Here is a 12510-nt window from a genome sequence, read left to right on the forward strand (position 1 = left end):
GCACCGGTCCAGCGTATCCATCGCCGGGCCCGTCCTAACCTGGGGCGTGCTCACCGTCGCCCCGGAGTCCCCCCGCCAGGACGACGTGCTGCCGCTGCTGCGGCAGGCCGACGAGTTCGCCCTCGCCCTCTACCCGGCCGAGAACTACCACGCGCTCGACGTGGCCGACCTCGAGCGGCCGGACGTCACGTTCCTCGTGGCACGCGACGCGGGCCGCGCGCTCGGCACGGCGGCCGTCGTCGACGGCGGCGATGGATCCGCGGAGCTGAAGCGCGTGTTCGTCACGGATGCGGCGCGCGGCCTCGGCGTGGGGCGCGCGCTGCTGGCCGCCGCCGAGGAACGCGCACGCGCGATCGGCGCCACCCTCATGCGCCTCGAGACCGGACTGCCGCAGACCGCCGCCATCGCACTGTACGAGCGCGGCGGCTACCGGCACGTGCCGCGGTTCGGGCCGTACGCGGCGGATCCCACGAGCGTCTGCATGCAGCGCGACCTGCGGACCGCGCCCGGGCCGCTCCCCCGCTGGATCCTCCGCCCCGCCCTCGCCGACGACGCGACGTGGATGGCCGAGCTGCGCGCCGTCGCGCTCCGGCCCGACCTCGAGCGCCTCGGCCGGTGGGATCCGGTGCGGGTCCGCCGCCGCTTCCTCGACGGCTGGGCACCCGAGCGCTCCTCGGTCATCCGCGTCGGCGGCCGCGACGTCGGCCTCATCGCCTGCCGCGAGGAGCCCGACGCGCGCTGGATCGAGCACTTCTACCTGGATCCCGCGGTGCAGGGCCGCTGCATCGGCGGCGAGGTGCTGCGCGATCTGATGCAGCGCCACGACGACGGGCGACCGTTCCGGCTCGACGTCCTGCAGGGCAGCCCCGCGCGGCGCCTCTGCGAGCGGGCCGGCTTCCGGGTCGAGCGCGAGGACGCGGTGGACGCGTGGCTGGTGGCGATGCGCGGCCGGTGATGCACGGACTACGGGAGCTGTGGGGGCGCGATCAGTTCGAGGAACCCGCCGAGGGCACCTTCGAGGTAGATGATGCGCGTGCCGGCTCGGGCGCCACTAGCCATGCGGTGAGGTGTCCCGACTGGTCTCCAGCCGTGTCCAGCGCAGAGCTCGATCACCCGATCGAGGTCGGAGACCGTGAGCGCGATGTGCACCACGCCGACCTGTGCGGGCGAGGCTGCGGACTCGAGCAGTCGCGGCGGGTCGTACTGCAGCAGCTCCACCCGGTGGGGGCCGAGTGCCACCGTCGCTGCGCGGATCACCGCTCCACGGACGCCGGTGGTCGCCGCCGTGACCTCCGCGTCGAGCGTGAAGGTGCGCTCGAGCACGAACCCCAGACCGGAGCACCACAGCACCAGCGCGTCGTCGAGGTCGGCCACGCTGAGGCCGGAGTGGGCGACGTCGGACACGAGCGGTGATGCCATGACATCAGTATCGAGCTCCGACGCGGCTGCCTGAGGGAAGAGGGTCCCCGCGCCCGATCCCCGATCCCCTATCCCCGATCCCCGATCGGAGACGCCAGTGCCCCGGGTCCGGGTCGCCTCCGGGCGGGACGAGGGCGACGGCCGACGCGATCCCCTGCCGGAGCTGACGACGTTCGACCCGTCCGTCGGGCGGCTCCACCGCACGCTCAGCGACATCGTCGACCCGGCCGTCCGATCACGGGCAGGGACCCGCGCGGAGGAGTTCACCGAAGCAGAACATCCCGTTCATGCACGGGGTCGCGCCGCACCCCATGCTCCTGATGCCGAGCTCACGCGCGCCTGCGCGGCCGGCCTGCGCGACCCCGCGCGCATCCCCACCACAGAAGGACGAACGTGAAGATCCCCCCTGCCCGCCGTGCCGCCCCCGCGCGCATCGGCGCCCTCACCGCGGCAGCCGCCGCGGTGGTGCTCTCCGTCGGCATCGGCGCGCCCGCCGCGCACGCCGCCGCCGACCCCGCGCTCCAGCCCGCGCCCACCGCGAGCGACCACCTCATCACCGACGTGCCCGGCCTCGTCAACGGCCGCGAGCTCGGTGCGTTCACGGGCCTCGACGGGCGCACGGTCGCCGCGAGCCGGCTGATCCGCACGGAGTCGCTCGACAAGATCACCGCGGCCGGCGCCGCGACGCTCGCGACCGCGCACCACGTCGACCTCGTGATCGACCTGCGCACGCCCGGCCAGATCCAGGCGAAGCCCGACGTGCCGATCCCCGGCGCGAAGAACGTCGCGATCTCGCTGTTCGGCGCCGACGGCGACTACCCGGACGACACGGTCATGTACCGCGACCTCGTCGACAAGGGCCACGTCGACGCCGCCCACCCGGGCGTCATGATCAGCGCGTACCGCCAGGTGCTGCGGGCCATCGCGTCGCACACCGGGGACGGGACGATCCTCATCCACTGCTCGCACGGCATGGACCGCACGGGCACCGTCATCGACCTGCTCGACCGGATCCTCGGCGTCGGCAGCTCCGACATCCTCCACGACTACCTGCTCTCCAACACGCAGCTCGGCGTCGACTGGGCGAAGCCCGCGCTCCTCCAGGGCACCTTCGAGGCGGGCATCGCGTCGCGCTACGCGGGGATGGACTCCTACATCCGCACCACGCTCGGCGTCGACGACCAGGAGATCAGCGCCCTCCGCGCGCAGCTCCTCGTCTCGGACGACGCGGCAGCCGCCTCCATCACCGTGGGCGGCGTCACCGTGCCGCTCGGCGACGCGGCCGGATCCGCCGGTGCCGCCCTTCCCGTCGGCCTCCCCGCCCTCACGGCCGCCGACGTCCGGGTCACCACCGGGGACGGCGCCGCCACGTCATCCGTCGCGGTCGACGGCCGAACGGTCACCGTCACGGTCACCGCGGCGGACGGGCGCACGACGCGCACGTACCGGATCACGGCCGGGCTCGCGGAGATCGCGCTGCCGACGGGATCCGCGCCGACCGCGGGCGGCACCGTCGCGTTCCGCGCCGCCGGCCTCACCCCGGGCGCGACGTACCGCGTGGTCCTGCACTCCACGCCGACCGACGTCGGATCCGTCACCGCGGCCGCCGACGGAACCGCGGCCGGCACCGTCACGATCCCGGCGGGCACCGACCCCGGCACGCACACGCTGACCCTCGTGGACGCGCAGGGGCAGGCGGTCTCGGATCCCGCGACCATCACCGTGAGCGCGGCATCGGTCTCCGCCATCACGGCGACCGCGACCGGCGCGCACCACGCGGGCCCCGCGGTCGCGACCGGCGGCACGTCCGTCGGCGCCGACCCGTGGCCGGGCCTCGCCCTCGCCGTCCTCGGCCTCGCGGGCCTCGCCGCGATCGCGGGCCGCACGGTCGGCGCGCGACGTCGCGCCGCTCCGCGCCGGCCGTGACGACCGATCCCCAGGCGACCCGGCGGCGGATCCTCACCGCCGCCGGGGTGGTCGCCGCCTCCGCGGCCGTCGTCGCGGGTGCGCTGTCCGCGGTCGGGGCGTGGCCGGTCGCGTCCGACCTCCCCCGCGACCTCGCGGGCGCCCCGGTGCAGGCCGACGTCCCGGCGCCCGCGGCGGGAGCCGACGCGACCACGTCGGTCGACTCCGGCCTCGGCCGGTTCCGCGCCCCCTCCGTCGGGCTCGACGTGCCGCTCGGCGCGGTCGACATGATCGGCGGCGTCGTGGATCCCCCGGGCTTCTCCTCCGCGTACCGCGTGCGCGACCTCGGCGTCGCGCCCGAGGACGCGGGCGCCGGCACGGTCTTCGTCGTGATGCACTCCGTGCGCGGCGGCGGTACCGGCCCCGGCGACCTGCTGATCGACGACCGGACGGGGAGCGCGCGCATCGCCCCCGGCGCGGTGATCGAGGTCGCGGGCGTCGACTACGCGGTCGGATCCCGCCGCGCCGTGCCCAAGGGCGACCTCCCCGACGACGCGGAGGTCTGGGCGGACACCCCCGGCCGGCTCGTCATCATCACGTGCCTCCAGCGGCCGGACGGCAGCCCGTCGCGCGACGACATGGTCATCGAGGCCACCCGCGCCTGATCCCGGCGGGAGCGCGCGACGGCCGCCGCGGTCGCGCGCTCCCCGCCTCGCTAGCCTCGGATCATGGGGATGGACAGCGCACGGCACGAGGTGGCGCGCGCCTGGCACGCGGCCGTCTCCCCCGCCCGGCTCCTCCTCGCCGCGAAGACCGCGCTCGCGGTCGGCATCGCGTGGGCCGTCGCGCCGTTCGTGCCGGGCGTCGCCAACGAGTACCCCTACTACGCGCCGCTCGGGGCGCTCGTGAGCATGTACCCGACCCTCATGGGATCCGCGCGCACCGGCCTCCAGACCCTCCTCGGCCTCGCGGCGGGCATCGCCCTCGCGACCGCCGTGATCCTCACGACCGGCCCGTCGTGGTGGTCGATCCCCGTGATCGTCGGCATCGGCGTGATCCTCTCCGGCTCCGGCTGGTTCGGCGCGGGACGCGAGTACGTGCCCATGGCGGCGCTGTTCGTGCTCATCATCGGCGGGCAGGACGCCGACCAGTACTCGCTCGGCTACCTCGTGCAGATGGCGGTCGGCGTGGTGACGGGCCTCCTCATCAACGTGCTCGTCGCGCCGCAGCTGTCGAGCGGGGCCGCGGGCGCGCGGATCAGCGCGTTCCAGCGCGAGGTGGCCGACCGGCTGCGGGACGTCGGCGACGCGGTCGAGGCCGACTCCCCGCCCGCGCACGCCGAATGGATCCGCGCGAGCGAGGACCTCGCGGGGACGGCACGTGCCGTGCGGGCCGAGCTCGCGGAGGCCGACGAGAGCCGCAAGGGCAACCCCCGCGCGCTCGTCGACAAGCGGGACGTGCGCATCGACCACGCCCGGCTCGAGGCGATGGACCAGATCGTGTTCCACGTCCGCGACGTGTCCGCGGCGCTCGCGGACACCATCTGGCAGGAGCGGGGCGCCCTCGGCCTCGACCACGAGGTCACGGGCCCCATCCGCGACGCGTGCCACGCCGTCGCGGGCGTGCTCGACCTCGACGACCCCGACTCCCCCGAGCGCCACCGCGCGATGGGACACGCCGCGCGGCAGGTGCGCCTGCTCGTGGAGGCGGTCGACCGGCGGTCCCAGGAGCTCGGCCGGGCGATGGGCCCTGGCGTCCTCACGGCCATGCACCTCAGGCGCGTGCTGCACCACCTCGAGCCGGTGGACGCGGCGGAGTCACCGGCGCCGTAGCGCGGGCTCCGACGCGGACGCGGACGCGGCGCGCGTCTCCCCCGCGCCGGCGTCGCCGCCCGTCATGCCGGCGTCAGGTGGACGGTGAACTCCTCCCCGGACGCGCTCCCGGCGGATCCGGACGGCAGCTCGACCTCCTGGACGGCGAGTCCCGCTCGCGCCGCGGCCGAGGTGATGGACTCGAGGGTCTGCCAGTGGATGACCCAGGTCCGCTCGATGCTCTGCACCGGGCCCGTCCGGGGCACCCGCTCGTACCGGACGGTGGTCGCCCGGGTGCGCGTTGCGGGATCGTGCACCTCGGACAGCGGGGTGTAGCGGAGCATGTCCCCCGCCGCGTCCACCGACTCGCGAGCCGTCCCCAGCTGCTCCGCCGGGGTCGGCGGCGCGATCCAGAGGGGGATCATCACCGTCCCGCCCGGCGCGAGGTGACGCCGGAAGGCCGCCAGGGCACGGACGGCGACCGCGTCGTCGGGCAGGAGCTCGAACGACGGGCCGGCCAGGTAGATCGCCCCGTAGCGGCGCCCGAGGCTCATGTCCTCCATGCGCCCGACGTGGAGCGACACGCGCAGCCCGCGCCGACGTGCCTCCTGCCGCGCGCGGTCGACCATGTCGGCGGACGAGTCGATCCCGTCGACCTCGAGGCCGTCCGCCACGAGATCCAGCAGGGGTTCGCCCGCACCGCAGGCCACCTCGAGCGCGGGTGCCGCGTGCGCCCGGACGAAGGCGGCGTACCTCGCGGGGTCGAACTCCTCGGACCTCAGCGCCGAGTAGGCCTCGGCGACGAGGCCGGTGTAGAAGTCGGCGGGATCGGTCATGCGCCTGTGCCTCTCGGGCTCGGGGTAAAGAACTCCAGGAGACCACGGCGCCTCCGGATCCGCGACCCCGGATGCGCCGCGGTCCTCACCCGTGCGGCCCGCGCCTCCCCGGCCGGAGGACGGCGCGGTCCGAGGTCAGCTGGCGCCGGCGCCGACGCAGGTGCCGCGTGGAGCGACCGCGCCGGGCACGAGCTCCGCCCGCGCGTCGAACCGCACCGCGACGATGCCCGCGACGATCAGCACCCCGCCCACCAGCTGCAGCGCAGTCAGCTCCTCGCCGAGCAGCAGCCACGCCCAGGCGCCGGCCGCCGCGACCTCGAGCAGACCCGTGAACGACGCGAGGCGGGATCCGAGCATGCCGCCCGCGGTGATCCCCGCCCCGTACGCGAGCGCCGTCGCGACGACGCCGACCACGAGCATCGGCACCCACCACGGCACGACGCTGCCCAGCATCACCACGTCGGCGACGGATCCGGTGAACGGCAGGATCCCCGTCATGCCCACGAGCGCCAGCAGCACCGCCGCGACGAGCAGCCCCGCGGCCGCGAGCGCCACCGGCGGCAGGCCGTCGGCGCCGCGGGCCGCGATCGCGAAGTAGCCGGCGCAGCCGACCATCGCTCCGAGCGCGAACAGGAGGCCGAGGGGATCCAGCGCCCCGCCGCCCGACGGCGACACCACGAGCGCGAGCCCGCCCGCCGCCGCGACGGATCCGACGAGCACCGGCACCGCGGGCCGTCGGCGGCTCATCGCCCACGCCACCGCCACGAGCAGCAGCGGCGCCATGAACTCGATGAGGATCGCCGTGCCGACGGGGATCCTCTCGATGGCGGCGAAGTACATGACCTGCGCGCCCGCGACGCCCACGAGGGCCATGCCGAGCACGCGCCGCCATGCCCGCAGCACGGGTCGCAGATCGCCGCGCAGCTGCACGAGCGCGACGGGCGCGAGGACCAGCCCGCCGACGAGCGCCCGCAGCGCGACCGCGGCGACCGGGCTCCACCCGGCCTCGAGCAGCGGCTTCACGAACGCGCCCGAAAGGCCGAATGAGCAGGCGGCCACGACCGCGAGGACGAGTCCGGTGGTCAGGTGGCGTCGTTCCATGGTGCGCTCGTCTCGTCAGGGGCCATGCGGCCTACGGTCCTGACGTTAGACTCGTCGCGGATAAGGAGTCAACTTGCTTTTCACCCCTGACACCGAGGACGTGCTGACGTTCGACGCCGTGATCCTCAACACGGCCCCGCGTGCCACCCGCTCCGGCGACGACCTGCTGGCGACCCCCGAGCAGCTCGCCGACCTGATGACCCGCAGCGGCTTCTCCGGCCGCTTCGACCGCGACGAGCGCGAGCTGCGCGAGGTGCACCGCGCCCGTGCGCGCCTCCGGGAGCTCTGGGGCCTCGACCGCGACGCCATGGTGGATCCCGTCAACGAGCTGCTCGCCCGTCACCACGCGGCACCGCGGCTCGTCCGGCACGACGCCCTTGACTGGCACCTGCACGCGACGCCGGAGGACGCGCCGCTCGCCGACCGGATCCTCGTGGAGGCCGCCATGGCCCTCGTCGACGTCGTGCGATCCGATGCCACCGACCGCCTGCGCGCGTGCGCCGCCGACGACTGCGACGGCGTGCTCGTCGACCTCTCCCGCAACGGCTCGAAGCGGTTCTGCAGCGTGCGCTGCGGCAACCGGATGAACATGGTCGCGTTCCGGGAGCGCCGCGCGGCGGATCCCGTCGGCTAGGCGCGGGCCCGGGCCTGCGTCACCTCGCCTGCAGCGCCGCCTGGTACAGGTCGCGCTTGCCGAGGCCGGTCGCCTCGGCGATGGTGCCGGCCGCGTCCTTCAGGCGCGCGCCGTCGTCCACGAGCTCGAGCACCTGGGTCACGCCGGTCGCGAGGTCGACCTCGAGCGCCGCGGCGCCCTCCGCGACCACGACGATCTCGCCGCGCACTCCCTCGGCGGCCCAGGCGGCGAGCTCGGCGGCGGATCCGCGGCGCACCTCCTCGTACAGCTTCGTGAGCTCCCGGCACACGACGAGCCGGCGATCCGGGCCCCACTCGGCGACGACGTCCTCGAGCGACGCCTGCAGCCGGTTCGGCGACTCGAAGAAGACCATGGTGCGGCGCTCGCGCACGAGCTCGCGGAGCACGCGGCGCCGGTCGCCGCCCTTGCGCGGCAGGAACCCCTCGAACGTGAAGCGGTCGGTGGGGAGGCCGGACACGGCGAGCGCGCTGAGCACGGCGCTCGGGCCGGGGATCACGGTGACGCGGACGCCCGCCGCGGCCGCCGCCTCCACCAGGTGGAAGCCGGGGTCGGAGATCGCCGGCATGCCGGCGTCGGAGAGCACGAGCACGTCGGTCTCGCGCGCGAGCTCGACGAGGTCGGCGGAGCGCTCCTGCTCGTTGTGGTCGTGCAGCGCGATGAGCCGCGGCCGGTTCTCGACGCCGAGCGCCGTGAGCAGGCGGATGGTGGTGCGGGTGTCCTCGGCGGCGACGACCGTGGCGGAGGACAGCGCCTCCACGAGCCGCCGCGACGCGTCGCCCAGGTTGCCGATGGGGGTCGCGCCGAGGATGATCACCGGTCGATCATCCCATCCGGGGCGGAGCGGTCCGGGCCGCTCCCGTCCGGGTCAGGCAGGCCGGAGCGGTCTCCGACGTGGGGAGGATCGTCGACCTCGGCATCGCCCGGGTCGCTCCAGCCGCGGATGGCGTTCGCGATCCCCATGCCGATCACGACGAGGCCGATGGGCACGCCCAGGAGGACGATCGTCGAACCGCGCCCGGCTGCGCTGATCTCGCCGAAGGCGCCCGTGAGGCCGAGCACCGAGACGACGCACAGGCCGACCCCCAGGATCACGAGCCCGAAGGTCTCGCGCCCGCGCGATCTGCTCCGCAGGAACATCCGACCTCCCCATGACGGCGGGGCAGCGCGACCGCGCCGACCACTCCCCCGAGTCAACCGCATCGCGACACTCCCGACGCGCGCCCGGCGCCCGCGGCGGTGGCCGCACGGCGCACCCGCATCCTGCGTACGCTCGTCACAGCGGCCCGGCGGGCCGACGCTGCCCGGATCGGGCACGACGCACCACCATCCCCGAGGAGCACCAGTGGACGACGCCATCGAGACGAACGCGATCCCCGAGCCGGAGCCCACGGAGATCACCTACGACGAGGAGCGCTTCCCGGCCCGCCCCGCCCGTCTCCGCGCCCGTCCGCAGCTGCGCGCGAGCGGGATCCGCCGCTCGTCGAACGACCCGCGCGCAGCGGACGCGTCGAACCCCTCCTACGTCGAGTGGCTCCGCCGCCAGTCGATGCTCGGCGACGCCGACGTGCTGAGCCGCGGCCTCTCCGGATCGCCCAGCATGTGGTCGAACCCGTACGCCCGGCCGGACGCGCGACGCGCCATCGACACCGCGTCCGTCTGGTTCACCGCCTACCCGATCTCGCTCATCACGAAGGAGGGCGAGTCGTACCTCGGCGCGCTCGGCGACCCGCAGCTGTGGGAGATCTTCCAGTCGATCGGCATCGAGGCAGTCCACACCGGCCCCGTGAAGCTCGCCGGCGGCATCACCGAGTGGTCGCAGACCGCGAGCGTCGACGGCCACTTCGACCGCATCAGCACCCAGATCGACGCCGCCTTCGGCACGGAGGACGAGTTCCGCCGCCTCACCGAGGTCGCCGACCAGCACGGCGGCAGCGTCATCGACGACATCGTGCCCGGCCACACCGGCAAGGGCGCCGACTTCCGCCTCGCGGAGATGGGCTACAAGGACTTCCCCGGGATCTACCACATGGTCGAGATCCCGGAGGAGGACTGGGGCCTCCTGCCCGACGTGCTCCCGGGGCGCGACGCCGTGAACCTCGACGTGGTCGCCGAGCAGGCGCTCGCCGACCAGGGCTACATCATCGGCCGCCTGCAGCGCGTGATCTTCTACGCGCCCGGCGTCAAGGAGACCAACTGGAGCGCGACCGCGCCCGTGCTCGGCGTCGACGGCCGCACCCGTCGCTGGGTCTACCTGCACTACTTCAAGCAGGGCCAGCCCTCCATCAACTGGCTCGACCCCACGTTCGCCGGCATGCGCATGGTCATCGGCGACGCGCTGCACTCGCTCGGCGACCTCGGCGCGAGCGCGCTGCGGCTCGACGCGAACGGCTTCCTCGGCGTGGAGAAGAGCGTCGAGGGTCCGGCCTGGTCCGAGGGCCACCCGCTCTCGGAGGCCGCGAACCACCTCATCGCGAGCATGGTGCGGAAGGTCGGCGGGTTCTCCTTCCAGGAGCTGAACCTCACGATGGAGGACATCCGCGACACCGGCCGCGTCGGCGCCGACCTCTCCTACGACTTCATCAACCGGCCCGCGTACCAGCACGCGCTCGCCACCGGCGACACCGAGTTCCTGCGCCTCACGCTCCGCACCTCGCTCGAGGTCGGCGTCGAGCCCGTGACCCTCGTGCACGCGCTGCAGAACCACGACGAGCTCACCTACGAGCTCGTGCACTGGGCGACCGAGCACTGCGCGGACGTGTTCCCGTTCCGCGGCGACGAGATGACCGGGGCGGACCTCGCGGAGACGATCCGCGGCGATCTGCTCGAGGAGCTCACGGGCGAGAGCGCCGACTACAACCACGTGTTCACGACGAACGGCATCGCCTGCACCACGGCGTCCGTCATCGCGGCCGCGCAGGGCTTCACCACGCTCGACGCGATCGGGGACGACGACGTGGCCGGCATCCGGGCCGCGCACCTCCTGCTCGCGAAGTTCAACGCGTGGCAGCCGGGCGTCTTCGCGCTCTCCGCGTGGGACCTGCTCGGCGTGCTGCCGCTGCAGGCGTCGCAGGTGGCCGACCTCATCGAGGGCGGCGACACCCGCTGGGTCCACCGCGGCGGGCACGACCTGCTCGACGCGGCGCCCGAGGCGACCGGATCCGGATCCGGCATGCCCCGCGGCCGCTCGCTCTACGGATCGCTGCCCGCGCAGGTCGGCGACCCGTCGTCGTTCGTCTCCGGGCTCCGCAGCGTGCTCGAGGTGCGCGAGCGCTTCGACGTCGCGCTCGGCACGCAGGTCGACGTCCCGGACGTGGGCCACCCCGGCATGCTCGTGATGGTGCACCGGCTCGACAACGGCGACCCGGAGGCCGACGCCCGCCTGCAGCTCACGGTGCTGAACTTCACGGGCGAGGCGATCCTCGCGACCGTCCGCTCCGAGGAGCTCCCCGCCCGCCGCGTCGTCCGCGACGCGACGACGGGCGAGGAGGTCGGCACGGTCGACGACCTGTCGAGCTTCCCCGTTCAGCTCGAGCCCTACGCGGGCCTGTTCCTGCTGCTCGACGAGGAGCAGGAGGCCGAGGAGGCCTAGGCCGCCCCGCCTCCGGGCCGCGCGACCGGCGGCCGGCGGATCAGCACCACGCTTCGAGGGCGACGTCGCGGATCCGCCGGTCGCGGATGTCCGCCCACTCCACGGCGATCCGCGGCGCCGCGATCGGGTGTCGCACGAGGTCGACGACGCGGTTCGTGAGGAGCCGCGGCGTCACGCAGCCGGACGCGAGGATCCCCGTCACGGCGACGTCCACGCCCCGCGTGCGCTCGAGCCCCGCGTGCGTGCGCACCACCCAGGCGTCGAGCGCACGGAGGTCGGGCCGGATCGCCCCGACGCGCCCGCCGACCACGACCACCAGGTGCCGCAGCTCCGGCAGGTGATCCGGCACCCTCACGGCACGCAGGCACCGGGCGGCGGCGTGGACCCCGCGGATCCCGCCGGCCTGGGCATCGACGCCCACGACGATCGCGCGGACGGGACGCGGATCCTCCTCGTCCCGGCCGTCGAGCGCGGCGCGCAGGTCGGCGAGCGCCGGGATGGCGTCGCCCGCGAATGCGATGCGCGGCGTCCGCGCCCGGCTGCCGCCGGCGGACGGGTCGACGAGCGGCGCGCGCATCTCAGTGCCTCCTCCGGCGACGCGGCGGCACGCGGCGCTCCCCCGCGCCGCGGCCGCCTCGGACGAGCCCCGTCCCCACGGGGCGCCCGCTCAGCCGCACGTCGTGCAGGGCGGGCGATCCCCCGCACGGCACGACGACGAGGTCCCCCGCGGCCAGGTCGTCGGGCAGCGCGACCGCGGCCGTCCCCGACGTCGGCGCGGCCGCGACGATCCGGGCCAGCGACCGGCCGCCGTCCGCCCGGCCGAGGACGCGCGTCTCCGCCCAGCGCGCGTCCACGCCGTCGAGGTGCCCGTCGACGCACACGACGCGCTCCCCGACGGGGCCCGCGAGGACGGCCGTCACCGCCACGACGACGAGCGCGCCGCAGCCGTCCCCGTCGCCACGGATCCCCACGGCATCGCCGGAGTGGACGCACGGGGTCCCGCACACCTCCACGAGCCGCCGCATCGAGACCCCGGCGACCACGACGTCGTCGAGCGCGGCGGGCGCGGCCGGCGCGGTCGCGGCCGGTGCATCCGCGCGCGGCGGCGCGACCGCCTCGAGGAGGCTCATCGCCGCACCCCCGCCGGGCGAGCGAGCACGGGAGGGACGGGGACGGGGACGGGAGGCACGCGGC

At 75.0% G+C, this 12510-nt stretch carries 13 protein-coding genes; 6 read left to right on the forward strand and 7 right to left on the reverse strand.

What is annotated here, in order from left to right; genetic code table 11:
* The first annotated feature begins 46 nt into the window (after positions 1-46).
* On the forward strand, positions 47-955 hold the full coding sequence (locus FGD68_RS15565) for a GNAT family N-acetyltransferase (protein WP_119372929.1): 909 nt from the start codon (positions 47-49) through the stop codon (positions 953-955).
* Between the two features lie 8 nt (positions 956-963).
* Here FGD68_RS15565 and FGD68_RS14235 read toward each other — a convergent pair whose 3' ends face one another.
* Entirely contained in the window at positions 964-1419 is a 456-nt protein-coding gene (locus tag FGD68_RS14235) for a VOC family protein (protein ID WP_182480910.1), read from the reverse strand.
* 393 nt (positions 1420-1812) lie between these two features.
* On the opposite strand from FGD68_RS14235, the gene FGD68_RS14240 reads away from it, so the two are divergent.
* From FGD68_RS14240 to FGD68_RS14250, 3 genes are all read left to right on the forward strand, one after another.
* Positions 1813-3345 carry a tyrosine-protein phosphatase gene (locus tag FGD68_RS14240; RefSeq protein ID WP_237609592.1) on the forward strand — a complete coding sequence of 511 codons (1533 nt, stop codon included), beginning with the start codon at positions 1813-1815 and terminating at the stop codon, positions 3343-3345.
* Entirely contained in the window at positions 3342-3989 is a 648-nt protein-coding gene (locus FGD68_RS14245) for a class F sortase (RefSeq protein WP_237609593.1), read from the forward strand. Before FGD68_RS14240 ends, FGD68_RS14245 begins: the two co-directional genes overlap by 4 nt.
* A 63-nt stretch (positions 3990-4052) precedes the next feature.
* A complete protein-coding gene (locus FGD68_RS14250; protein ID WP_104290041.1) occupies positions 4053-5156 on the forward strand; it encodes an FUSC family protein in 1104 nt (367 codons plus the stop codon).
* Positions 5157-5218: 62 nt separating this feature from the next.
* Here FGD68_RS14250 and FGD68_RS14255 read toward each other — a convergent pair whose 3' ends face one another.
* Positions 5219-5971, reverse strand: a complete 753-nt coding sequence (locus FGD68_RS14255) for a class I SAM-dependent methyltransferase (protein WP_104235035.1) — start codon at positions 5969-5971, stop codon at positions 5219-5221.
* Between the two features lie 135 nt (positions 5972-6106).
* Positions 6107-7072 carry an EamA family transporter gene (locus FGD68_RS14260; protein ID WP_237609594.1) on the reverse strand — a complete coding sequence of 322 codons (966 nt, stop codon included), beginning with the start codon at positions 7070-7072 and terminating at the stop codon, positions 6107-6109.
* A 73-nt stretch (positions 7073-7145) separates the two neighbouring features.
* On the opposite strand from FGD68_RS14260, the gene FGD68_RS14265 reads away from it, so the two are divergent.
* Positions 7146-7706: a CGNR zinc finger domain-containing protein gene (locus FGD68_RS14265; RefSeq protein ID WP_181036624.1), complete on the forward strand. Its 561-nt coding sequence runs from the start codon at positions 7146-7148 to the stop codon at positions 7704-7706.
* A gap of 19 nt (positions 7707-7725) precedes the next feature.
* On the opposite strand, the gene rsmI is transcribed toward FGD68_RS14265, so the two are convergent.
* Both rsmI and FGD68_RS14275 read right to left on the reverse strand, forming a co-directional pair.
* Positions 7726-8541, reverse strand: a complete 816-nt coding sequence (rsmI, locus tag FGD68_RS14270) for a 16S rRNA (cytidine(1402)-2'-O)-methyltransferase (protein WP_119373355.1) — start codon at positions 8539-8541, stop codon at positions 7726-7728.
* The gene (locus tag FGD68_RS14275; RefSeq protein WP_119373354.1) at positions 8538-8864 is read right to left on the reverse strand and encodes a hypothetical protein; all 327 of its coding nucleotides are present in this window, start codon (positions 8862-8864) and stop codon (positions 8538-8540) included. Before FGD68_RS14275 ends, rsmI begins: the two co-directional genes overlap by 4 nt.
* 205 nt (positions 8865-9069) lie before the next feature.
* Here FGD68_RS14275 and treS point away from each other — a divergent pair, with 205 nt between their 5' ends.
* Positions 9070-11316 carry a maltose alpha-D-glucosyltransferase gene (gene treS, locus FGD68_RS14280; protein ID WP_104235040.1) on the forward strand — a complete coding sequence of 749 codons (2247 nt, stop codon included), beginning with the start codon at positions 9070-9072 and terminating at the stop codon, positions 11314-11316.
* Between the two features lie 40 nt (positions 11317-11356).
* Here the strand turns inward: treS and FGD68_RS14285 are convergent, their stop codons facing one another.
* On the reverse strand, positions 11357-11893 hold the full coding sequence (locus FGD68_RS14285) for a hypothetical protein (RefSeq protein ID WP_237609595.1): 537 nt from the start codon (positions 11891-11893) through the stop codon (positions 11357-11359).
* A gap of 1 nt (position 11894) precedes the next feature.
* Positions 11895-12446, reverse strand: coding sequence for a hypothetical protein (locus tag FGD68_RS14290; protein WP_237609596.1), 552 nt, complete (start codon positions 12444-12446; stop codon positions 11895-11897).
* Between the last annotated feature and the right edge of the window lie 64 nt (positions 12447-12510).

The organism is Clavibacter californiensis (assembly GCF_021952865.1).
In the GTDB taxonomy this organism is placed as follows: Bacteria; Actinomycetota; Actinomycetes; order Actinomycetales; family Microbacteriaceae; genus Clavibacter; species Clavibacter californiensis.